Consider the following 23,857-nt stretch of genomic DNA (forward strand, 5'->3'; position numbering starts at 1 on the left):
ATTCTATATTACGGGGCACAAAGTTACAAATTGAGGATTGAACTTAACGGGTTTCCTTAGGAAAATGTTTCTGTATTTTTCGAATTATCGATTCTAAGCCATTTGTTTTGATTTCAAGCATAGAACGTAATAATTCTCCTAATTTCCCATCAGGAAATCCTTTTTGCTGAAACCATACCAAATAGGGCTCTGGTAAATCTATTAAATACTTACCCTTATACTTACCAAATGGCATTCGGTAATGTGCTAATTCTATTAATTTTTCCTTATCAGGATTTATTTCCATTTTTAAATCTAAAAAAATTATCTTTAAGAAATCAACAAATCAAATAACATGAAACGAAGAAATTTTATTGGCACCTCAGCCGCTGCCTCTGTCGGATTCTTAACTACCTCTGCTGCAATGGCAAACAATAAAAATATCGACCCTAACGATAAATTAAAATACAATATAAACCATAGTGTATGTTATTGGTGCTATGGAACCATCCCTTTCGAAGATTTTCTTAAAAATTTAGTAGCGCTGGATATTCGTTCTATAGACCTAGTTGGTCCAGATGAATTTCCACTCTTAAAAAAATATAACATTCACGCTTCTATGTGTTGGGGTGCTGGCATGGGAATTGAAAAAGGCTGGAACGACCTTTCTTTACATGAAGAATTAATAAAAGATTACGAACGAGTAATTCCTTTAGTTGCAGAAGCAGGCTACACCAACCTCATTTGCTTTAGTGGCAATAGAAACGGAATGAACGATTTAGTTGGCTTACGCAACTGTGCCCTAGGTTTAAAAAAGTTAATGCCTTTGGCTGAAAAGCATGGAGTAGTTCTACAAATGGAACTCTTGAACAGTAAGGTAGACCATAAAGATTATATGTGCGATACTTCTGAATGGGGAGTTTCTCTTTGCCAGGCAATTGGTTCTGAAAACTTTAAACTTTTGTATGATATCTACCACATGCAAATAATGGAGGGTGATATTATTAGAAACATTGAAGACTACCATCAGTATTACGGACACTACCATACAGGCGGAAATCCTGGTAGACACGAAATTGATGAAACACAAGAAATTTTCTACCCCGCGGTAATGAAAGCCATTTTAAAAACTGGATACACAGGTCATGTAGCGCAAGAATTTATTCCTAGTTGGGATGATAAATTAGCTGCCTTAAAACAAGGAGTGACTATTTGTGATGTGTAATTCACATGAGTACTAAAAATTAAAAAGCACTTATTATTGAAGTGCTTTTTTTATACCCTAAACTTAAAGGCTTATTATTTTAAAGCAGCTTCAATTTCTTTCACCCATCTTTCTTGAACAGGTAAATTTCTAGAATAGTTAGTTTCCGAATCGTACTTATTTTGAAAATCGTTCAATTGACGAAGTGTAGCATGGTATATTTCACGAACTTCTTCTTTTACGTTATCGGAAAAAGTGGCATTGGCTAATTGTGCTCTAAATTTACGAGCGTACAGTTCTGTAATATCAAAATGTAATTGTTCATGCAACAAAGTAACATCAGTACATATTTTAGGTTTGTACCATGACTTTGTTGGATAAAAGTAAGCATAGACATTATATGTTATCTTAAGTTCATCGTGCTCGTAATATGTAAAAAAATTATAACTAAGACCGCTAGCTGTTGTTGCAGCAGCACCTGACGAAATTGGCACCTTGCCTTTAAAATCTGCCCAGGTAAATCTAAAATCTGAAGACCATTCCACTTCCTCTTGACCCTGAACAGTTAGCATACTAAACACGACCAATAAAACTACAACAAGATATGTTCTATTTATAAATCCCAATGATAGGTAATTACTTTTTCTATGTCTGGATGCAAACTATAGAGTACAGGACACGTATTTGCCGTATGCTCTAAAATTTTTCTATTCTTATCTGATATCTTTCCTGGTAAACGAACTTCTACTTCTATTTTAGAAATTCTTCTTGGTGAGGCTACCATGTGTTTGGTAACGGATGCCGTAGTACCTTTTATATCTACTTCTAATCCGTTTGCCTTAATACCCATCATGGTCAACATACAACTTGCTAAACCTGTTGCAACGGTATCGGTCGGTGAAAATGCCTGCCCTAATCCGTTGTTATCCACTGGCGCATCGGTTACAAAGGAATCGTTCGATTTTACATGAACACATTCCGTTCTTAACTCTCCGTTGTACGTTACTTTTGATGTCATTCTACTCTAATGTTTTAATTCTTAAATCGTCCATCATCATTATGTAAGATGACTGATTATAGTATCCTGAGACACCTTTACGCTCATAATTGAACTTATTACCATTGTATTCCGTTTCACCTATAAATCTAGAAACATCAATTAAATCGTTTTTATAAGCCAATTTCAATAACAAATCATACATAAGGTCAAATCCCCTTACGGCATATCTATCAGGTTCATCTCCAAAACGTTTTATGTAGCGGTCAACAAAAGAATTATTGGTAACCATACGATTAACCGAAGGATATGTAAACTTTAAATTCGATAAATGTGTGTTAGAAATAACATCATTCTCAAAAGCAGAATTCATATCAGTTGTAAACATACGCACACTAACTTTATCTTTACCAACTAAAGGATCAAAAGCGCTGTTATGAAATGAATTTAAAATAGAGACCACACTGGATATTAATTTGTAATTGTCCGATTCTACAAATACCCAATTAGGAACTTTATCCGAAAGTAAGGTCTGTAATTTATCTCTATTAATACCTATATTTTTTTCTTCTTCTTTTACTACTACAACTTTAGCAGAAGGAAATCTTTTTAAAATTGCTTCCTTTTCATTTTTGTTTTCTTCATCTGCAATAATCAATATAGTTTCTTCTAAATGGTTAGCGTCAACATAATCTAGCATATGTTTTAACAATATCGCATCGTCAGTATATGAAAAGAAAACATTATTTAAACTTATATCGCTTTTAGCACGAACTGGCGCAACCACAGGAACATTAAATTTAGAGGCCTGTACCGCAGTTTCTTTTAAAGAAGGGACGTCTAAAGGTCCAAAGACCGCACTATAAGCACCAAGCTGCTCATTTTGTAAAATTTGCTTAGTTTTTACTAAATCTAATTGATTGTCAAACGTTTTTACATCAATAGAAATACCCAAAGACTTTATGGAATCTATGGCTACTAAGGCACCGGAATAAAGGCCTAAACTAACCGTCATATCTTTTCTTAGGTCAATTGTTTTTTCCGAAACCTCCTTATCTGCTAAATTTACCTTATCTAATCTAAAAGGCAACAAGAATAACACTTTTGGAACAATTGCAACGTTAAGGCTATCTACTAAACTTATCTTATCTATTACAAGTGCATTTTTAACTTCAAAATCTCCAACTTTATCTTTTGGCAATTTTAAAACCATACCTGCTTTTAGACCCTCTTTTAAATCAGGATTCAATTGAACTATTTCAGCCCAGGTCATTCCAAATTTTCTAGTTAACCTAAACTCATTTTGCTTTGGTTTAACCTCATAGAAAATGTAATTATCCGTGTTAATTTCTCCAGTTTCTACTTTTTGTTCGGGAATACGAATAACCATACCTTCTTTAAGTCCGCCACGCTCCGTAATTTCTGGATTTAAACGAACAATTTCATCTGATTTTACTCCGAATTCTTGCTCTAATCGATAAAAATTCATCTTAGGTGGTACCGTGTAAGACGTGTATAACTGTGTAACTTGATTTTGAACACTACTACCGGCTATTTTAGGCATTAACAACTCAAAACCTTCGGAAAGGTAATTGGTAGTTTTAGATAAACTAGGATTTAAAACCAACATGCTATCTATAGTTATACCATATTTATGGGCAATACTCCACCTTGTTTCTTTTGCGGCAACAATATACTTCTCTAACTCATCTTCATTAAGTACCGTCTTTTGTATTAATGGAACTTTATATTTAGGAATACGCAATTCCATCTTCTTTTGCAATGAAGACGCGTATAACTGAGTATTATACTTCTTAAGTTCCTCTTCGGTAATTTTATATTGTTGGGTAATTCCGAAAATTGTTTCTCTTTTCTTTACCCTGTGTGTAGTAAAACCAAAAGGTTCTCTAGCTACAATTGAATCTTTATGATCACTTTTTTTAACATCAGAAGTAGGCTTAGTTGAACTATTAGCAGTCTTTTTACCCGGCACCACTAAAATGGTATTAACCCTTAATGCCTGTCCTTGCTTAATTTCCTTATTATACTGAAGAATATTTGCAGGCGTTACTCCATACATTTTAGAAATACTTTCTAACGTTTCTCCTTGTTTTACTTCGTGAGTATTAAACTTTTGGGCCAATGCCGTACACGAGACCAAAAGGCAAAATGAACCAATGATGTAAATTTTATTAAATATATATTTCATACTATTCCCATTCTATTGTTGCTGGCGGCTTTGAACTTATATCATATACGACACGATTTACCCCAGGGACTTTATTAATGATATCATTTGATGTTTTTTGTAAAAACTCGTATGGCAGATTCACCCAATCAGCAGTCATACCATCTGTACTTTCTACAGCTCTAAGCGCAACACATTTTTCGTAGGTACGCTCATCGCCCATAACACCAACACTATTTACAGGTAGTAACATGGCACCTGCTTGCCATACTTTATCGTATAAATCCCATTTTTTTAATCCGTCTATAAAAATAGCATCTACCTCTTGCAAAATAGCTACTTTCTCTGGTGTGATATCTCCAAGAATACGAATTGCCAAACCAGGACCTGGAAAAGGATGTCTACCCAATAATGCCTTGTCGATACCCAAGCTTGCTCCCACTCTTCTTACTTCATCCTTAAACAACATCTTCAAAGGCTCTACCACCTTCAATTTCATGAAATCTGGCAAACCGCCTACATTATGGTGACTTTTAATGGTTTGTGACGGACCCCCGGTTGCCGAAACAGACTCTATAACGTCTGGATAAATAGTACCCTGTGCCAGCCATTTTGCATTTTCTACCAAATGCGATTCATCATCAAAAACCTCTATAAATACGCGACCAATTGTTTTTCTTTTCGTTTCTGGATCACTTTCACCAGCTAGATCATCCAAAAAACGTGCCGAAGCATCTACACCTTTCACATTTAAGCCCATACCTTCGTATTGCTTCAATACATCTGTAAACTCGTTCTTTCTCAAAAGTCCGTTATTTACAAATATACAATGCAAGTTTTTACCTATTGCCTTATGCAATAATACCGCTGCAACAGAAGAGTCTACTCCGCCAGACAATCCTAAGATTACCTTTTCATCACCAATTTTTTCTTTTAGCTCCGCTACCGTTTTATCAACAAAAGCATCGGGTGTCCAAGTTTGTTCCATTCCGGCAATATTTACCAAAAAGTTCTCCAGAACCTGTTTTCCGTCTTTAGAGTGATATACTTCTGGGTGAAATTGTATTGCATACGTTTCTTCTCCTATAAACTTAAAGGCTGCATTTTCCACATCATGGGTGCTTGCCAATAGGGTTGTATTCTCAGGCAGATGCTTAATAGTATCAGCATGGCTCATCCATACTTGACTGCCTGTACTTACTTTATCAAAAAATGGTTCGTTTTCCTTAATAAAACTAAGGTTGGCACGGCCATATTCTCTAGTATTGGATTTTTCTACACTACCACCGTGAAAATGTGCTAAATATTGTGCACCATAACAAACACCCAATAATGGTTTTTTACCGCGAATTTCAGACAGGTCTGGATGCACTGCATCGTCTCCTCTAACTGACAATGGAGATCCCGAAAGTATCACCGCATTATACTCAGAAAGGTCTTGTGGTAGTTTATTATAAGGTTTAATTTCGGAGAAAATATTTAGCTCACGCACACGTCTACCAATCAATTGAGTGTATTGAGAACCAAAATCTAATATTAGGACTTTATTTTGCATGGGCAAAAATAGCAAATTGACAGTTCTTGAAAAGTATCTTTTAGTTATATTTAAATTGGATTTTAAAATTTTTTTATGAAACAAGTAAGTGCAATTATTTTTGGGGTAGCAATTGTTATCGCTGCCTATTTTTTAGGCAATGCCTATGTACAAAGAGCAAGTCCGCCTCAAATTATCTCTGTAACGGGTTTAGGGAATGAAAATTTCACCTCCGACCTCATTGTTTGGGATGGTCAATTTTCTACCAATAGTACAGTTTTAAAGACTGCTTTTGACCAATTAAATAATGATAAAGAAATTGTTCGTACCTATTTGATATCAAAAGGTATTGATGCAAATAGTATTATTTTTAATAGTGTACAGACTATTGAACAGCGCGATAACCAATATGAAAATGGAAATTATGTTGGCAGCATTTTCCGGGGATATCAATTAATACAAACTTTAAATATTGAATCTGAGAATGTTGCACTTATAGAAAATGTATCTCGAGAAATAACCGAACTATTAAATAAAGGTGTGCAATTTAACTCGTCTCCACCACGGTATTATTACACAAAATTAGCCGACCTAAAAATTGAAATGATATCTAAAGCAACTGAAGATGCAAGAATTCGTGCGGAAAAAATAGCTGAAAATGCCGGTAGCAATTTAGGTGACTTAGTATCTGCTAATATGGGAGTTTTTCAAATAACAGGTCAAAATTCTGGTGAAGACTACAGTTGGGGTGGTGCTTATAACACTTCTTCTAAAAATAAAACCGCATCAATTACCATGCGTCTAGAGTATAAAGTAAAGTAATAGTACTACTTTGATCAAATGTATTTATTGATCTGGGAAAGAAGAATTTATAACTAGCATACTTGGTTAAAAAAAATGTATTTAAATATAAAAGCCCGGTAATCACCCGGGCTTTCCAATCAACCAATCTTTAAACCGAATACATTAAAAAACTTTTTCATAACAATTTGTATTCAATGGCTAAGTCGGTTCTTTTTAACTAACCTTACATTTCATAAAAAAGAAAGCTCAGGAACCACCCTGAGCTTTCAACTAAATTAAAAACCAACTTTAAACCAAAAGCTTTAAATTGAACCTAATCAATTTCTTTTTAACAGCTGTTACTTATATAACAACCAACTTTCGTTTTACCCTACCCATAAATCGTATTATTTTTGCATTTATATAAATTATAGGTATGATCTATTCATTTTTTGAAGAATTAAGTACTGAAATACATAACGGAATAACCGAGAGAGGTCACCCGTTCAGGTTCATTACTATGGCTACGGTAGGCAATGAAACTATTGCCCGCTTACGTACCGTTGTACTTCGTGAGGTTAGCGAAGATTTGCGCCTAACTATATATACCGATAGCCGCACGCAGAAGATAAAACACATTACCGTAAATAATCAGGTTAGCTTTTTACTTTATCATCCTGAAAAAATGCTACAATTAAAAGTTGAAGGGACAACCCAAATAGTAACCGATACCGATAGATTATCTACGACTTGGCAAAATATTCAACCCAACAGCAGAAAAGATTACATTACAGAAACTAGCCCGGGCAGTGCAATTAAAAACCCTGATCATGTGGAATATATTGAAGAAGAAAACTACTTCGCCATACTAGATATTATTCCAACAAAAATTGAATACTTAAAACTACAACGGCCCAATCATATTAGGGCATTATTTACAAAGACCGATGATAATTGGAACGGCGAATTTTTAGTTCCTTAATTTACAAAGAAGTATAAATTTTCTTTTTCTTTCCCAAAACCAATAAGACTATCTACAGGTGTGGCCTGTTTTACGTTAGATGGATTAATCGTTATTTCAACTTCCCTCTCATGTTTCAATTCTAAAGCGGTTAACGAATAATCATCTGCTGAGAGTATGGTTCGCTCGGGATATAACAAACGCACATTACCTGCATAAGTTACATTAGGAAGCACCCATTGATATTCATCGTAATTCACTTTTAATTTATTAACAACTGGCTCAAAACCAAAATGGACAGATGATGGTATGTTCAATAATTTCTCTATTGGGGTTCTTATTGTTTGTATTCCTATTACCAGAATAAAAATCCAAAAACCAACAAGAACTAATTTCTGATTGTTTTTAAAACTATTAGACTCTATTAGCAGAACCATAAATGGAATAAAAAGCGGCATCAACCACCTTGTCTCTACTTTCTGACTTTGAAAAATGAGAAAAAACAAGCCTAACACCAATAATTGCACAAAGAACATCTTAGCAAACCAATGTAATTTTTGCTTATTGAAACTCAAATATTTCGTGAAATAACCTATACCGATTACCAAAAAAATAGGAAATATTAAAGCAAACAATCCTTTTGCATAAATTAAAATAGGTAATAATGTAAATCCAAAATCCGCTTCCTCTATTCCTATTTTCTCTTCTACACTAGATGCCAAAAAGGTTTGAAATTCGTCTGGACCTAATAACCAATAAATATGTGGCGCTACTAATAAAACCGAAAACAAAATTGATACTAGTATTTTCGGGTTAAAAACTATAGCTCTCATTTCCTTATCCCATAAAGTAACCAAAGCGAAGGTGACTAGAAAAAATACATAATTGTATTTAGACAAAATACCCACGCCCACTAGAAAACCAAGTAAAAGATAATTGGAAATAGATTTTCGCGCTTTTAATAGTTGTATGCTGTAATAAGAAGCAACAACGCATAAACAAAGTAAACTGGTATGTGAAAGTCTGCGAAAGGTAAAATCTATAAACACAGGTACTAATACCAATAGCAAGACTACCAATTTAGATTTGTCAGTGTCTTTAATTCTTAATACGGAAAATTGGTATAGTAAAAGTAATGTACCTGCAAACAATAGTCCTCTTAGCATAGAGAAAGCTATTTTACCTATACCAAACAAATAATTAAAACCATACTGCAACCACGTATAAAGTGGCGGTTGATCATCATAACCCCAACGAAGCCATTGCGAATAATACGCTTGCTCAGCGTCTTCTAACTCTAAAGCGCTTTTAAAAAAAGTAATAAATGTTACAGCTAATAATGATAATATGGCAAGTACCGTTATCTTATTTAGAGATACGTTCTTACCCATCGTTTATTATTGGGTAATAACAGTAAAACTTAAATCTAACGGATTTAAAGCCTTAAACAACATAGGAATTAAATCTTCGCCATATTCCAAATAAAATTCAGAAAAATTCGATTGTCGCTCTTGAAGTGATTGGGTAGGAAAAAGCTCATTCTGTAGCGCTGTCATGCGAACTACATGGTCTTTTAATTTTCTTTTCTGCGCTTGCAACAAACGTTTTTCTAGGGCATCCAATCCTTTCTTTTGCTTTACTTCTTGCGCTTTTACAGCACCTAAGAAAGACTTATCAGTTATTTCAGCAATAGCATACATTTCTTTAAACTGCTCCTCGAGCAATTTCTTCTGAGATGAAAAATCAATATCGATATTGGAAATTTCTCTAATCTTTTTATTGATAAGACTGTTCTGCTTCAAAAATATGTCGGTCTTAGAGATATTCATTTTCTCTAATTTATCCGCTTGTTTCTCGGTAATGATCAACGCTGAATTTCTTACCAATAAAATTGGGAAGGGAACTTCCATAGCTTCAAAAGCAGCCTTTAGTTCTAACCAATATGCAATTTCTCCGCCACCACCTATATAGCAAAGGTTGGGTAAAATAACTTCTTGATACAGAGGCCTAGCGATAACGTTTGGCGAGAACCGCTCTGGATGAACGTTCATCTCATTAATCAACTCCTCTTTAGTAAAAGAAATGGCCGTTTCGTTTACAATATACTTCCCTTTATTTTCAATAATTCTCTCTCGAATTCCGTCTTTTAAATAGAAATAATTAATTTCTCGCGGATTAACCTGTACGGGATAGTCTGATGATATTTGTTCTATTTCCTCTATGGTTTTCGATACGTTATAAAAAGCAGTTTGCTCAAAAATATCTTTCTTTATGTACGGTATTAGTGTCCTTTTTAAGTCGACATCATCCCCATCAACAATAACTAACCCATAGTCCTTAAAAATTTCGTTTGCTAAATACCGTGTGGCATCTGTTAAGTTATCATGCTTTAAATACGCATTCTCAAAAAGCACCTTTAACACTTTGGCATTTTTACTATCGCCAATGGTTTTGGAAAACAAGGTAAAAACCTCCTCTAATCCTTCCGTTGGTAAATGCCCTACAGCACCAGAAGCTTCTTTGTTCCATTGAAATTTTAATCCTTTGAAGTTAAAATAGTTGATTTCATCAAAATCATGATCTTCCGTAGCCACCCAATAAATAGGAACAAAATTGCTATTTGGAAATTCCGTTTTTAATTGCTTGGTTAAGTTGATGGTAGAGATAATTTTGTATAAAAAATACAAGGGACCTGTAAATAAATTTAACTGATGACCGGTAACCACAGTAAAGGTATTATTCTCTTTCAACAGCTCAATATTAGCAGCTGTATCCTTAGAAATATCTGTATTTTGATATTGATTTTTCATAGAACAGTACAGCACATCTCTTTGAGCTTGGGTAAAATGCCTTCCCTTTTCTTCTATCTGCCCTTTAAATCCTTCAATATCGGGAAACCGATTATATAATTGTTTTAAGTTAACATCTGCGATGCTGTAATCACAAATCAGTTTTGAGAAAAAACCCGTCTTTTCTAAAGGCAAACAGTCAATATCCATATAAATATAAAATACTTGGTAAATATAAAACCCTTTCTTCTTACATTTCCTAAATATAAGTTAATTACAACAAGTATAAAAAACCAAAATACTCGGCAAACTACGCCTAAATTGAAGTAAATTTTATTTTAATTTTAATAGATTTGGCTGATTCAGAACACAAACAACAATATGAAACTAATTCTACGCTACGCATTACTTTTTATTCCTCTATTAAGTTTAGCCCAGTTAAAATCTCCTTCAGAATTTTTGGGCTATGAACTGGGCACACAATTTACAAGACATCATGAAGTAGTAGACTACTACAAATATTTAGCAGAAGCTGAACCACAACGCATGAACCTTGTTGAATACGGTAAAACTAACGAACGCAGACCGCTGCTATTAGCTACCATTTCCAGCAAAGAGAATATGAAAAACCTTGAAAATATTAGGTTAGAACATATGAAGGGCTTAAATGGGGAAGGCTCGCCAAACAAGGCAATTGTATGGCTCAGCTATAACGTACATGGTAACGAAAGTGTAAGTACAGAAGCATCTATGCAAACCATTTACGATTTACTAACTGGCAAAAGCAGTTATCTAGAAGACATCGTAGTTATGATTGACCCATGCATTAATCCAGACGGGCGCGATCGTTATGTAAACTGGTACAATCAATTTAAGAATACACCCAACCAGGTTGACCCTAATAGTAAAGAGCATCATGAAAATTGGTGGAGTGGTAGAAGCAACCATTATATGTTCGATTTAAATCGTGATTGGGCATGGCTTACTCAAGTAGAAAGTCAACAGCGCCTAAAACAATTTAATAAATGGCTACCTCACGTACATGTAGATTTCCATGAACAAGGTGTAGATAACCCTTATTATTTTGCTCCTGCATCGGAACCTTTTCATGAAGTTATTACTGATTTTCAAAGAGAATTTCAAATAACCATTGGTAAAAATCACGCAAAATATTTTGACGAAAATGGCTGGTTTTACTTTACAAAGGAAGTGTTTGACCTTCTTTACCCAAGTTATGGTGATACCTACCCAACCTATAGTGGCGGAATTGGCATGACATACGAACAAGGTGGTAGTGGTCGTGCAGGTTTAGGGATTATAACTAGTATCGGCGATACGTTAACTTTAAAAGATAGAATTGCCCACCATCATACAACAGGGTTATCTACTGTAGAGGTTGCTGCTAACCATGTTTCGAAACTTAACGATGAGTTTAAAAAATTCTATCTAAAAAAGGATTACAAATACAAGAATTATGTTCTAAACGGTAATCCAGATAAATTAGAAGCACTAGCCAATTTATTGAGCAAACATGAAATTGAATATCAAGTTGGTGAAAATAACACCATTAAAGGGTATAAATATACCACAGGAAAATCTGGCACCTTAAATAGTACTAAAAATAGTTTGGTAATCTCTTCTGATCAACCCAAAAGTACTTTGGTAAAAGTTTTGTTTGAACCAATGGCCAAATTAAGTGATTCTGTCACTTATGATATTACGGCGTGGTCACTACCCTATGCGTACGGGCTAGATGCTGTAGCGACAGAGACTAGTCTAAGTAAAACTTACCCTCCTCAAAATGACACTAAGTATGGCGTATTCGAAAATGATAGCTATGCCTATTTAGCTGATTGGAATAGTATGAAAGATGCTCAATTCTTAGCAGAACTTCTACGTAATAAAGTACGCGTTCGCTATGCTCATAAGCCTTTTACTTTAGATGGTTTTGCTCATGAACGTGGTACACTTATTATTACTAAAAGTGATAACAAACATCTTAAAGATTTCAATGGTATTTTAAGAACAGCTTCAATTAAACATTCTAAAAATATACTTTCTACAAATACTGGTTTTGTTGAAAGTGGTAAAGATTTTGGCTCTAGCTATGTAGATGTTATACAAAGTTTAAATATCGCTGTATTATCTGGAGAACCTACTTCTACATTGCGTTTTGGAGAAATTTGGAACTTTTTTGAACAACAGCTAGACTATCCAGTTTCTGTGCTAGATGAAGATTATTTTGGGAGAGTAGATCTGAATACTTATGATATTTTAATTTTACCCGACGGCTGGGGTTATAACAGCTTCCTGTCTAAGCACATAAAAGCAAAAATTAAAGATTGGGTAAAACAAGGAGGAAAACTAATTGTTATGGGCGGTGCAATTGATGCCTTAACCGCATCAGATAAAGATTTTACTCTTAAAGAAAAAGAGATTAAAAAAGATTCAACCAATACTATCGAATCCTTTGATATATCTGAAAGAGAGCAAATTAAATCTGCTATTACGGGGGCTATATTTAAGGCTACGGTTGACAATACAAATCCGCTTGCTTATGGTTATGATGATACTTACTTTACCCTGAAATTGGGAGACAGAGCTTATAACTATCTAGAAAACGGCAGTGCAGTTTATTTAAGCGAAGGTGCTAATAAACCTGTATCTGGTTTTGCAGGTAGCGAGGCTCAGAAGAAAATTGCCGAAACCTTAATTTTTGGCACCGAAAATATGGGACGTGGTCAAATTATATATATGGTTGACAATCCTTTATTTAGAGGTTTCTGGGAAAATGGAAAACTATTTTTCGCCAATGCTCTTTTTATGGTTAAATAATGTATAATATGAAAGAATATAAAGTTGAAACTCTTATCTATTATTCGAAATTGACATTCGATAAATACCATATTGTTGACTCTTCTAAGAAAGAAATACAAGAAAAATTGGACATTTATGCGAAAGACGGATGGCGATTAGTTTCAACTGATGCTTCCAATTTTGGAGCTGCTATGTATATCTATTTATATTTTGAAAAGTAAAAAATTAGCTTAAAATTTTGATGAAATATCCTTCGAACTTTTTCTGGTTTCAAGGATATTTTTTTTTCAACTATACTAAATATTTTTCCAAGTTAATTTAAGCAATTCAAATTATTGTAAATCTTTCACAAATTGGAAGGTAAATGACCAAGATCAAATTGTAAAGCTCATGTAAAGGTTGGAGCTACTTTTGAATAATAAAAAACTTATTTAGAGGTAGTTAAACTTTGAAGGAATATACAAGTGTTAAAGCTCACCGAGGTGAAAAAATCTTATAAAAAACATTAACAAATATGAAGATTAGATATTATCATCGATTCTAAAAATACCTTTTATTAAAACAATTTTATAAATTTATGTTAATCAGAATATAACCGTTCTTATGAAACTAAAATTACACTTCACACTTCTGTTACTTCCATTTTTTACATTGGCGCAGTTAAAATCTCCTTCAGAGTTTTTGGGCTATGAATTAGGAACACAGTTTACAAGGCACCATCAAGTTGTAGATTATTACACATATTTATCTGAGGCCGAACCAGAGCGTATGAACTTAATAGAATATGGTAAAACCAATGAACGTAGGTCACTACTTTTAGCTACTATCTCAACAAAAGCTAATATGGACAACCTTGAGAACATTAGGTTAGAACATATGAAAAGTTTGACTGGCGAAGGCGCCCCAGACAAAGCAATAGTTTGGCTAGGTTATAATGTTCATGGTAATGAAAGCGTAAGTACAGAGGCCTCTATGCAGACCATATATGATCTTTTAACTACCAAAAGCAGTTACCTTGAAGAAACTGTTGTTTTAATAGACCCTTGTATTAACCCAGATGGACGAGACCGGTATGTAAATTGGTACAACCAATATAAAAACTCACCAAACCAAGTAGATTCTTTTAGCAAGGAACATAACGAAGGCTGGTGGAGCGGACGCAGTAACCATTATATGTTCGATCTAAACCGAGATTGGGCATGGTTGACTCAGGTTGAAAGTCAGCAACGTTCAGTAGAGTTCAATAAATGGCTGCCGCACGTACTTGCAGATTTTCACGAACAAGGTGTAGACAATCCATATTATTTTCCGCCAGCAGCTGAACCATCGCATGAAGTTCTCTCTGATTTTCAAAAAGAGTTTCAAGTAACCATAGGTAAAAACAATGCCAAGTATTTTGATGAGAACGGATGGTTCTATTTTACAAAAGAGATTTTTGATGGTCTTTATCCTAGTTACGGAGCCTCATACCCTACTTATAATGGTGCTATTGGTTTAACCTACGAGCAAGGTGGTAGCGGCAGAGCCGGTTTAGGAGTTATTACAGGCATTGGTGACACCCTTACCCTAAAAGATCGTATTGCACATCATCTTACTACCGGTTTATCAACTGTTGAGGTCGCTTCAAAAAACGCAACCAAATTGAATGATGAGTTTAAAAAATACTTCCAAAAAAAGAATTACAAGTACAAGAGCTATGTGCTCAATGGAAACCCTGATAAATTGGAGGCATTGGCTAATTTTTTAAGTAAACATGACATAGCATATCAAGTTGGTGAAAACGCTACAATAAAAGGTTACGATTACAACACAGGAAAATCTGGAAGTCTAAAGAGTACCGATAAAAGCTTGGTTATCTCTTCTGACCAGCCTAAAAGCACATTGATAAAAGTTTTATTTGAACCTAAAATGAAACTAGCTGATTCAGTCACCTATGATAATACTGCATGGTCACTACCATATGCCTATGGTCTGGATGCTGTTGCAAGTGAAAGCGCGGTAAGCAAAACGCGCATGCCACAGAACGATACCAAATACGGTGTAATCAAACCAGATAGCTATGCCTACCTTGCCGATTGGAACAGTATGAAAGACGCTAAATTCCTGGCTGAACTTTTGCGCAACAATATCCGTGTTCGCTATGCTCATAAACCGTTTACCCTAGACGGTATTTCTCATGGTCGAGGAACACTTATCATCACAAAAAGCGATAATAAGAATGTAAAGAACTTCAATTCAATTTTAGACAGCGCCTCTCGCAACAACCTGAAAGAGCTTACTGCTACCGATACTGGTTTTGTTGAAAGCGGTAAGGATTTTGGTTCTGGCTATGTTGACGTAATTCAAAAATTGAACATTGCGGTACTTTCCGGAGAACCCACCTCTACACTTCGTTTTGGTGAAATATGGAACTTTTTTGAACAACAATTAAATTATCCGGTTTCTATATTGGATGAAGATTATTTTAACAGGGTTGACCTGACCAAATATGACATATTAATTTTACCTGATGGTTGGGATTATAATAGTTTCCTTACAAAACACATTAATGAAAAGATAAAAGATTGGGTAATACAAGGAGGAAAACTAATTGCTATGGGTGGTGCTATTGACGGCTTATCTTCTGACAAAGATTATTCAATTAGGGAAAAAGAATTTAAAAAAGATTCAACTATACAATTAAATCCTTTTGAATCATCAAATCGAGAGCGAATAAAATCTGCCATAACAGGTGCTATTTTTAAAGCAACTGTAGACAACACCAATCCGTTGGCATATGGTTATGAAGACACATATTTCACCTTAAAATTAGGAGACCGTTCTTATAATTATCTAGAAAATGGAACCGCTGTTTATTTAAGCGAAGGCGCTAACCAACCAATTTCTGGCTTTGCGGGCAGTGAAGCAAAAAAGAAAATAGCGGAAACCTTAATCTACGGAACTGAATCAATGGGTCGAGGCCAAGTTATCTATATGGTTGATAATCCACTTTATAGAGCTTTTTGGGAAAATGGGAAACTACTTTTTGCCAACGCACTTTTTATGGTTAAATAATGTATAATATGAAAGAATATAAAGTTGAAACTCTTATCTATTATTCGAAATTGACATTCGATAAATACCATATTGTTGACTCTTCTAAGAAAGAAATACAAGAAAAATTGGACATTTATGCGAAAGACGGATGGCGATTAGTTTCAACCGATGCTTCCAATTTTGGAGCTGCTGTGTATATCTATTTATATTTTGAAAAATAATCTTCGGCAATTGTAGTTTGAAATTTATAAAATATCCCTGACACACTTTGGAGCGTTTAGGGATATTTTATTTTAAGAAGCTTATATAAGTAGCCAACATTCTTTCACCTTTTGCGTTTATATTAGGACACCCCATTTTTTAGGGTTAAAATCCAATACCTATGGCTAACGACCAAGAAGAAATTAACCACTTGTTGCAAAAGCTTGAACTTCTTCTAAAGAAACAACAAGACTTTAATATTGAAGTAAATGAAATTCGAAGAGATATTCAAATTCTTAGAAATACTCAGGCACTTAAATTCAATGAAACACTTATAGAAGAAACATCCATAGCTCAAGAAATAATCCCTGAAAAAGAACCTGTTGTCACCCCAGAAGCAGTAATTACCCAAACATCTATTTCAGCCGAAACAGCTGCTACTCCTGTTCAGAATGAACCAATAATCAGTTCTGAAAAGAAGATTTTAAAGCCTAAGGGCAAATCTAACCTCGAGAAATTCATAGGTGAAAACCTTATCAATAAAATTGGAATTTTAATTACCGTAATCGGTGTTGTTATCGGAGCTAAATATTCAATCGAAAATAATTTAATAAGTCCGCTGACTAGAATTATTTTAGGTTATTTAGTTGGTTTAGGTTTATTAGGATTTGGCTTTAAATTAAAGGCTAAATATAAAAGCTATAGTGCTGTACTTGTAAGTGGCGCTTTGGCCATTCTCTATTTCCTGACATTTATCGCTTATGACCTTTACGGGTTGTTTCCGCAGATGGTAGCTTTCGGTATTATGCTTGTATTCACCATTTTCGGTGTTGTAGCGGCAATTAATTACAATAAACAGATCATTGCTCATATTGGTCTCGTTGGTGCTTATGCCGTACCATTTTTATTAAGTAATGATTCTGGTAATGCTACCGCCCTATTTAGTTATATCGCTTTAATAAATATTGGTCTCTTGGTCATTTCATTTAAGAAATACTGGAAAGCACTATACTACGTTGCCTTTATATTTACTTGGCTTATTTACGGTTCTTGGTATGTATTTTCAAGCAACACTGAAGATTTCACTATGGGCTTTGCCTTTTTAGCCATATTCTTTTCCTTGTTCTATGCCACGTTTTTAGCGTTTAAATTGATAAAATCCGAAAAATTCCAAGTCGGCGATATTATCCTTATCATGCTGAATTCTTTTATATTTTATGGCTTCGGAATTGCATGTTTGTACAACTATGAAGGCGGTGAGTTTTATCTTGGTTTATTTACGTTATTCAATGCATTAATTCATTTTGCCATAACCGTACTTATTTTTAAAAGAAAATTAGCTGACCGAAAATTATTCTTTTTGACCTCTGGTTTTGTACTTACATTTATTACCATTGCTGTACCAGTGCAATTAGATGGCAATTGGGTAACAATGATCTGGGCTTTTGAAGCCGCACTTTTATTCTGGATAGGTCGCACTAAAAAAGTTTCTTTTTACGAGTACCTATCGTACCTATTAGCCGCACTTTCTATTTTTAGTTTGAGTATGGACTGGTCAGAAACATATTCATGGCTCAGCAGTACCAATGACGATGTAAGTTCCTTTTTAAATTCCACTTTCCTAACCTCTATATTGTGCGTTGCCGCTTATGGTATAATGCTATATTTTCAATCAAAACACACTTTGGAAAGAAAATCTCTATTCCATAAATTGATGGATTTAGGAATTCCTGCATTGTTCATTTTAACCCTTTATTTCGCCATCTATTTTGAAATTGAACATTATTGGAATAATGCCTTCCATGCATCTAAAATAGAGGTATCTGGTACTGCAGGTAATTATCCCGAATACAACTACAACCTTAATGACCTTAAAGCTATTTGGAAGCTATTGTATACCATGCTTTTTATTAGCATTGTAAGCTTCATTAATAGTAAGAAAGTTAACAACAAAACTTTAGGAATTGTTGCATTTGGTACCGCTCTTTTTACCACACTGACTTTTCTAACAAACGGACTTTATACGTTAAGCGAACTGCGTGAAAACTACTTGGCTCAAGAGCTTGCCGAATTTTATAATATTGGAGCATACAATATTTACATACGCTATATTTCATTTCTTTTCTTCGCCTTATTATTATTTACCATATACAAATTAGCCCAGCAACAGTATCTAAAATTCAACTTTAAAATTCCGTTTGAAATACTTTTACATACCGCTATTCTTTGGGTAACCAGTAGTGAATTATTGAATTGGATGGACTTATCGGGTTCTGAACAATCTTATAAATTAGCACTTAGCATACTCTGGGGAGTTTATGCTCTTTTATTGATCGGACTTGGTATATGGAAAAAGAAAAAACATTTGCGTATTGGTGCCATTGTGCTATTCTCAATAACCCTGGTTAAATTATTCTTTTATGATATTTCTTCCCTAAATACAATTTCTAAGACCATTGTATTTGTTTCACTAGGAGTATTATTATTGATTATTTCTTTTCTTTATAACAAATACAAACACATTATTTTTGATGAAACTAAACTATAGTTTTCTATTCTTAACTGCCTTTCTGACCATTTCATTTTGTTTTGGACAAATGGATTCCTATTCTAAAAAAATAGCATTGAAAGGAATAGACAGTCAATGGCATGCCATAGAAATACCAAACGATGTATTTGCAGATGTGAATACAAATATGAGTGATATACGTATTTATGGGGTCACTGCTACCGATACGATAGAAGCCCCATATCTACATAAAATATCTAAAGCTGAAAATGCAAATTCAGAAATATCGTTCAACTTATTAAATAGTGTCAATAATTCTAAAGGTTACTTCTTTACCTACGAACTGCCCCAAAAAGAAACTATCAATGAGATTCTATTAAACATACAAGACCTTAATTTTAATTGGGAAGTTACACTTGAAGGAACTCAAGATCAGAAACAATGGTTCACTATTCTAGAAGACTATCGTATACTGTCCATCAACAATGACCAAACAAATTATTCGTTTACATCCTTGAAGTTTCCTGATGCTAATTACAGGTATTATAGAGTACTGATTAAAAGTACAGAAAAGCCGAATTTAACATCAGTGAACATTCTTAAAAAGGCAAAAAAGGATGCGGAATATCGCGATTATGAAGTGGAATCTTTTAAAGTTTCACAAGAGAATAAAAAAACTATAATAGATATTGATTTAACCAAACGCGTTCCGTTAAACTTATTAAAACTAACTATTGATGACAAAATTGATTATTACCGCTCTATCTCAATTCAATATTTAGTAGATAGCGTACAAACAGAAAAAGGGTTTCATTATAATTATAGACCCATAGCTACTAGAACACTTTCTTCTATGGAAGATAATAGTTTTCAGTTACCTGGAACTTTAGCCAACAAAGTGCGTGTAATCGTTTTAAACAACGATAATCAACCATTAAAAATTTCTGGAACGAAATTAAAAGGATACGTTCATACCTTAACCACACGTTTTACAGAACCGGCTACATATTTCTTAGTCTACGGAAAGCAGAATGCAAATTTCCCGAACTACGATATCACAAAAACAACAGTTTCACTGCCAGATAAAATTACAAAACTTGGCTTCGGTAGTGTAGTTGAAATACCTAAACCAGAAACCGAAATAAGCAACCCTCTTTTTGAAAACAAATGGTGGTTGTGGGTTATCATCGGTGTTGTGATAGCCCTATTAGGCTATTTCACTATTGGCATGATGAAGAAGGAGCTTTAGTTTAATTACCTTCACCATTAAAATACTTTAGCGAATTTAACCCAACTTGGATATTCACATAAACGAGAACAACACAAAACCCTACAGGATATTTCATCGTAAATAGTGTGATGAAAAATTACATTCTAATTCTAATACTGCTGCCAACAGTTTTGTTATGTCAAAAAATAGATAACCTTGCCTCCTACAGAGATATGGGTAGTGCTTACTATTTTAGGTTTAATTATGATAATGATTTCTTTGCTGCATCAGACAAAAATTACACACAAGGTTATAGTTTTGAATATGCAAATAACGGCTTAAAAAAAAATCCAGTAAACCATATTTTCTTTAAACCAAAAGCTAATAATTTCACCTACGGATTAGCATTGGAACACATAGGTTTTACACCCAGTAATTTTGTAAGTTCAGATATACAAATTGATGATAGACCTTTTGCAGCAGCAATCTATTTAAAGAGCTTTGTGATTGCAGTAGATACGCTTCAAAAATCAAGATTCTCTCAATCTTTAACTTTAGGACTTATTGGCCCTGGTGCTTTTGGTAAAGAAATGCAAACAGAAATCCATAGACTTATAGAGAACAAAACTCCCGGTGGTTGGGATAATCAAATTCAGAACGATCTAGTACTGAACTATAGAATTGGTCATGAGAAACAACTTTTCAACTATAAAGACATAGCTATTTTAAATGCAGTAACTTCATTGCAATTAGGTACTTTATTTACAAATGCATCTATAGGATTTAATACAACTGTAGGACTATTAGATAATCCGTTTTCAAGAAACACAAAACCTTCAAAATTTAAATTTTATGCCTTTGTGCAGCCAACCTTTAATGTTGTTGGTTATGACGCCACTTTGCAAGGTGGCATATTTACCAATGACAATCCATATACTATATCTTCAAAAAATATGGAAAGGTTTACCGCACAAATCGACTACGGACTTATTCTAAAATACAGAAAACTATACTTAGAATATACACGCATCTCTATTACCAAAGAATTCTCTTCTGGTGCTACTGCCAATTGGGGCGGATTTAAGCTAGGGTTTCCATTTAGATAGATTAAGAAACGGGTTCACCGTAAAGGTCAAAATCAGCCGCTTCTATAATCTTTACATTTACGAATTCCCCTTGCTTTACGTAGTGCTTAGTAGCATCTATTAAAACCTCATTATCAACATCCGGAGAATCAAACTCTGTTCTACCTATAAAATAATTTCCTTCTTTACGATCTATAATACAACGAAAAGTCTCACCAACTTTCTTCTGGTTCAATTCCCAAGAAATTTGAGATTGTATTTCCATGATTATATTGGCACGCTCCTGTTTTACCTCTTCAGGAACATCATCTACCAAAGTATACGCGTGTGTATTTTCTTCGTGGCTATAGGTAAAACAGCCCAAACGCTCAAAACGCATAGCAATTACCCAGTTCTTAAGAATCTCGAAATCTTCTTCTGTTTCACCAGGGTAACCAACTATTAATGTTGTTCTAATAGTCATTTCCGGTACAGCAGCTCTAAACTCTTTAAGTAACTTAGTAGTTTTTGCCTCTGTAGTACCTCTGCGCATACTTTTAAGAATACGGTCAGATATATGCTGTAACGGTATATCTAAATAGTTACAAACCTTTGGTTCTCTGTTCATTACATCTAAAACATCCATTGGAAAACCTGCTGGAAATGCATAATGTAAACGTATCCACTCAATACCTTCAACCTTCACCAAAGCTTCTAAAAGCTCTGCAAGATTTCTCCTCTTATATATATCTAATCCGTAATACGTAAGATCTTGGGCAATTAAAATTAGTTCCTTTACACCTTTGGCCGCCAATTTTTCGGCCTCGGTCACCAAATATTCGATCGGTTTACTTTTATGTTTTCCTCTCATTAAAGGAATAGCGCAGAACGAACAGGGTCTATCGCAGCCTTCGGCTATCTTTAAATAAGCGTAATTTTTAGGCGTTGTTGTTAATCGTTCCCCTATTAACTCATGTTTGTAATCTGCTTCTAAAGCTTTCAGCAAACCTGGTAACTCACTGGTACCAAAGTACTCATCTACATTAGGTATCTCTTTTTGCAAGTCTGGCTTATAACGTTCGCTTAAACAACCAGTAACAAAAACCTTGTCAACAGCACCTTGCTCCTTCTTTTGAACATATTCTAAAATAGTATTGACACTCTCTTCCTTGGCATTTGCAATAAAGCCACAAGTGTTAATTACAACTATGTTTCCTTCTTCTTCATGCACAACATCTTTGTTGTTGGCCTTTAATTGACCCATGAGTACTTCTGAATCGTAAACATTCTTTGAACAACCAAGGGTTACTACATTGATTTTGTTCTTCTTAAGAGTTTTTGTCCTCATATTTTTAATTGGGGTGCAAAAATACGATTTGGCTAATTAAAAACGTTAGATATGGACAAAATTAGCCTAAACTTTAGGCGATTATTGAAAATCAGCCTATTATAATAAAATTGACCATGAAGTTTTCCCAAAATTTTGGCCTACTTATCTTATTGTTATTAAATTTTTCTTGTTCTAATGAATCGGATACTGAAACAGAAAAAATAGAAACACCTGCTGTTATAACGCCAATACCGTTAGAAACATATTTTCCTCCTATCTCCAGAACAGATGAATGGGAAACAATTTCAATGAAAACGCTAGGATGGAATGAAGATAAGGTAGCAGACTTATACACTTATTTAGATGACAATAATACCGATGCTTTTCTAGTCTTAAAAGATGGCCGAATTGTAATAGAAAAATATTTTGGTGATTTTAAACAAGATGATAATCATACATGGAATTCTGCAGGTAAACCATTGACTTCGATGCTAACCGGTATTGCACAACAAGAAGGTTTACTCGCTATTACGGACCCTACAACCCGCTATTTAGGCGAAGGATGGTCTAGCATGAATTCTGAAAAAGAATTAGCCATTACAATAGAAAATCAATTAACGATGACTACAGGTTTAGATTATACGGTTGATGATGATTTTTGTACCGACCCAGAATGTTTAAAATATTTAAATGCACCAAGTACCAAATGGTACTATCATAATGCGCCCTACACATTAATTGATGACGTAATAGCAAGTGCCACCAACAAAGATTTTAATTCATATTTCTCGGAAAAAATTAAAGAACCAATTGGTATGCAGGGTCTGTTTATAGAAGTTGGCTATAACAATGTATATTTTAGTACCGCTAGAAGCATGGCCCGTTTTGGAATCTTAAATTTAAATAAAGGAATATGGAAAGGTACCACCATACTTTCTGACCAAACCTATTTCAATGCCATGACTAATACATCTCAAGAATTAAATCTATCATACGGATATTTGTATTGGTTAAATGGAAAAAGTAGTTTTAGAGTACCTGGTTCTGAAGAAGAATTTACAGGTAGCCTAATACCAAATGCACCTGCTGACCTTTTTGCGGGATTAGGACTTAATGACCAAAAACTATATATGGTTCCTAGTCTAGATTTAATTGTAATACGTATGGGAGACGCTAGCAATGAAGAACTTCTAGGCCCTACAGGGTTTGACAATGACCTATGGGGCTTCATAAATGAAATTATAGAATAGTACCC

The 23,857-nt window shown here is 34.3% G+C and carries 19 protein-coding genes; 11 read left to right on the plus strand and 8 right to left on the minus strand.

Going from position 1 to position 23,857, the window contains the following annotated elements; translation table 11 throughout:
- Positions 1–43: 43 nt before the first annotated feature.
- The gene (locus tag BTR34_RS02950) at positions 44–286 is read right to left on the minus strand and encodes a DUF3820 family protein (RefSeq protein WP_068484093.1); all 243 of its coding nucleotides are present in this window, start codon (positions 284–286) and stop codon (positions 44–46) included.
- A 48-nt stretch (positions 287–334) separates the two neighbouring features.
- Between BTR34_RS02950 and BTR34_RS02955 the strand changes: the two genes are divergently transcribed.
- Positions 335–1,204, plus strand: a complete 870-nt coding sequence (locus tag BTR34_RS02955) for a hydroxypyruvate isomerase family protein (protein ID WP_068484091.1) — start codon at positions 335–337, stop codon at positions 1,202–1,204.
- Positions 1,205–1,278: 74 nt separating this feature from the next.
- Here BTR34_RS02955 and BTR34_RS02960 read toward each other — a convergent pair whose 3' ends face one another.
- Genes BTR34_RS02960 through guaA form a run of 4 tightly spaced genes read right to left on the minus strand, consistent with a single transcriptional unit; the run spans position 1,279 to position 5,923 of the window.
- Positions 1,279–1,755 carry a DUF922 domain-containing protein gene (locus BTR34_RS02960; protein WP_068484089.1) on the minus strand — a complete coding sequence of 159 codons (477 nt, stop codon included), beginning with the start codon at positions 1,753–1,755 and terminating at the stop codon, positions 1,279–1,281.
- Positions 1,756–1,796: 41 nt separating this feature from the next.
- Positions 1,797–2,201, minus strand: coding sequence for an OsmC family protein (locus BTR34_RS02965; protein ID WP_068484087.1), 405 nt, complete (start codon positions 2,199–2,201; stop codon positions 1,797–1,799).
- Position 2,202: 1 nt separating this feature from the next.
- Positions 2,203–4,389, minus strand: a complete 2,187-nt coding sequence (locus tag BTR34_RS02970; RefSeq protein WP_068484085.1) for a LysM peptidoglycan-binding domain-containing protein — start codon at positions 4,387–4,389, stop codon at positions 2,203–2,205.
- Position 4,390: 1 nt separating this feature from the next.
- Positions 4,391–5,923, minus strand: a complete 1,533-nt coding sequence (gene guaA / locus BTR34_RS02975) for a glutamine-hydrolyzing GMP synthase (protein ID WP_068484083.1) — start codon at positions 5,921–5,923, stop codon at positions 4,391–4,393.
- 75 nt (positions 5,924–5,998) lie between these two features.
- On the opposite strand from guaA, the gene BTR34_RS02980 reads away from it, so the two are divergent.
- Positions 5,999–6,724: an SIMPL domain-containing protein gene (locus tag BTR34_RS02980; protein ID WP_068484081.1), complete on the plus strand. Its 726-nt coding sequence runs from the start codon at positions 5,999–6,001 to the stop codon at positions 6,722–6,724.
- 397 nt (positions 6,725–7,121) lie between these two features.
- On the plus strand, positions 7,122–7,667 hold the full coding sequence (locus BTR34_RS02985) for a pyridoxamine 5'-phosphate oxidase family protein (RefSeq protein ID WP_068484079.1): 546 nt from the start codon (positions 7,122–7,124) through the stop codon (positions 7,665–7,667).
- Here BTR34_RS02985 and BTR34_RS02990 read toward each other — a convergent pair.
- Both BTR34_RS02990 and bshC read right to left on the minus strand, forming a co-directional pair.
- The gene (locus tag BTR34_RS02990; protein ID WP_068484077.1) at positions 7,664–9,037 is read right to left on the minus strand and encodes a glycosyltransferase family 39 protein; all 1,374 of its coding nucleotides are present in this window, start codon (positions 9,035–9,037) and stop codon (positions 7,664–7,666) included. The two genes, BTR34_RS02985 and BTR34_RS02990, sit on opposite strands and share 4 nt — an antisense overlap.
- A gap of 6 nt (positions 9,038–9,043) precedes the next feature.
- Positions 9,044–10,645, minus strand: coding sequence for a bacillithiol biosynthesis cysteine-adding enzyme BshC (gene bshC, locus BTR34_RS02995; RefSeq protein ID WP_068484075.1), 1,602 nt, complete (start codon positions 10,643–10,645; stop codon positions 9,044–9,046).
- Positions 10,646–10,816: 171 nt separating this feature from the next.
- Here bshC and BTR34_RS03000 point away from each other — a divergent pair, with 171 nt between their 5' ends.
- The 7 genes from BTR34_RS03000 (at position 10,817) to BTR34_RS03030 (ending at position 21,314) form a co-directional block, all read left to right on the plus strand.
- Positions 10,817–13,270 (plus strand): M14 metallopeptidase family protein, encoded by a 2,454-nt coding sequence (locus BTR34_RS03000; RefSeq protein ID WP_068484073.1) that lies wholly within the window; start codon positions 10,817–10,819, stop codon positions 13,268–13,270.
- Between the two features lie 8 nt (positions 13,271–13,278).
- Complete coding sequence (locus BTR34_RS03005) at positions 13,279–13,473, plus strand: DUF4177 domain-containing protein (protein ID WP_074472165.1); 195 nt, start codon at positions 13,279–13,281, stop codon at positions 13,471–13,473.
- 382 nt (positions 13,474–13,855) lie between these two features.
- Complete coding sequence (locus BTR34_RS03010) at positions 13,856–16,306, plus strand: M14 family metallopeptidase (protein ID WP_068485154.1); 2,451 nt, start codon at positions 13,856–13,858, stop codon at positions 16,304–16,306.
- An 8-nt stretch (positions 16,307–16,314) separates the two neighbouring features.
- Positions 16,315–16,509 (plus strand): DUF4177 domain-containing protein, encoded by a 195-nt coding sequence (locus tag BTR34_RS03015; RefSeq protein WP_074472166.1) that lies wholly within the window; start codon positions 16,315–16,317, stop codon positions 16,507–16,509.
- Positions 16,510–16,670: 161 nt separating this feature from the next.
- A complete protein-coding gene (locus tag BTR34_RS03020; protein WP_068485031.1) occupies positions 16,671–19,037 on the plus strand; it encodes a DUF2339 domain-containing protein in 2,367 nt (788 codons plus the stop codon).
- Positions 19,021–20,247, plus strand: a complete 1,227-nt coding sequence (locus BTR34_RS03025) for a DUF3999 family protein (RefSeq protein ID WP_068485032.1) — start codon at positions 19,021–19,023, stop codon at positions 20,245–20,247. Before BTR34_RS03020 ends, BTR34_RS03025 begins: the two co-directional genes overlap by 17 nt.
- A gap of 110 nt (positions 20,248–20,357) precedes the next feature.
- Positions 20,358–21,314: a lipid A deacylase LpxR family protein gene (locus BTR34_RS03030; protein ID WP_068485033.1), complete on the plus strand. Its 957-nt coding sequence runs from the start codon at positions 20,358–20,360 to the stop codon at positions 21,312–21,314.
- 1 nt (position 21,315) lies between these two features.
- Here BTR34_RS03030 and rimO read toward each other — a convergent pair whose 3' ends face one another.
- The gene (gene rimO / locus BTR34_RS03035) at positions 21,316–22,620 is read right to left on the minus strand and encodes a 30S ribosomal protein S12 methylthiotransferase RimO (RefSeq protein WP_068485034.1); all 1,305 of its coding nucleotides are present in this window, start codon (positions 22,618–22,620) and stop codon (positions 21,316–21,318) included.
- A gap of 116 nt (positions 22,621–22,736) precedes the next feature.
- Between rimO and BTR34_RS03040 the strand changes: the two genes are divergently transcribed.
- Positions 22,737–23,852 (plus strand): serine hydrolase domain-containing protein, encoded by a 1,116-nt coding sequence (locus BTR34_RS03040; RefSeq protein ID WP_068485035.1) that lies wholly within the window; start codon positions 22,737–22,739, stop codon positions 23,850–23,852.
- The last annotated feature ends 5 nt before the right edge of the window (positions 23,853–23,857 follow it).

It is taken from the genome of Maribacter hydrothermalis, from assembly GCF_001913155.1.
GTDB lineage: Bacteria > Bacteroidota > Bacteroidia > Flavobacteriales > Flavobacteriaceae > Maribacter > Maribacter hydrothermalis.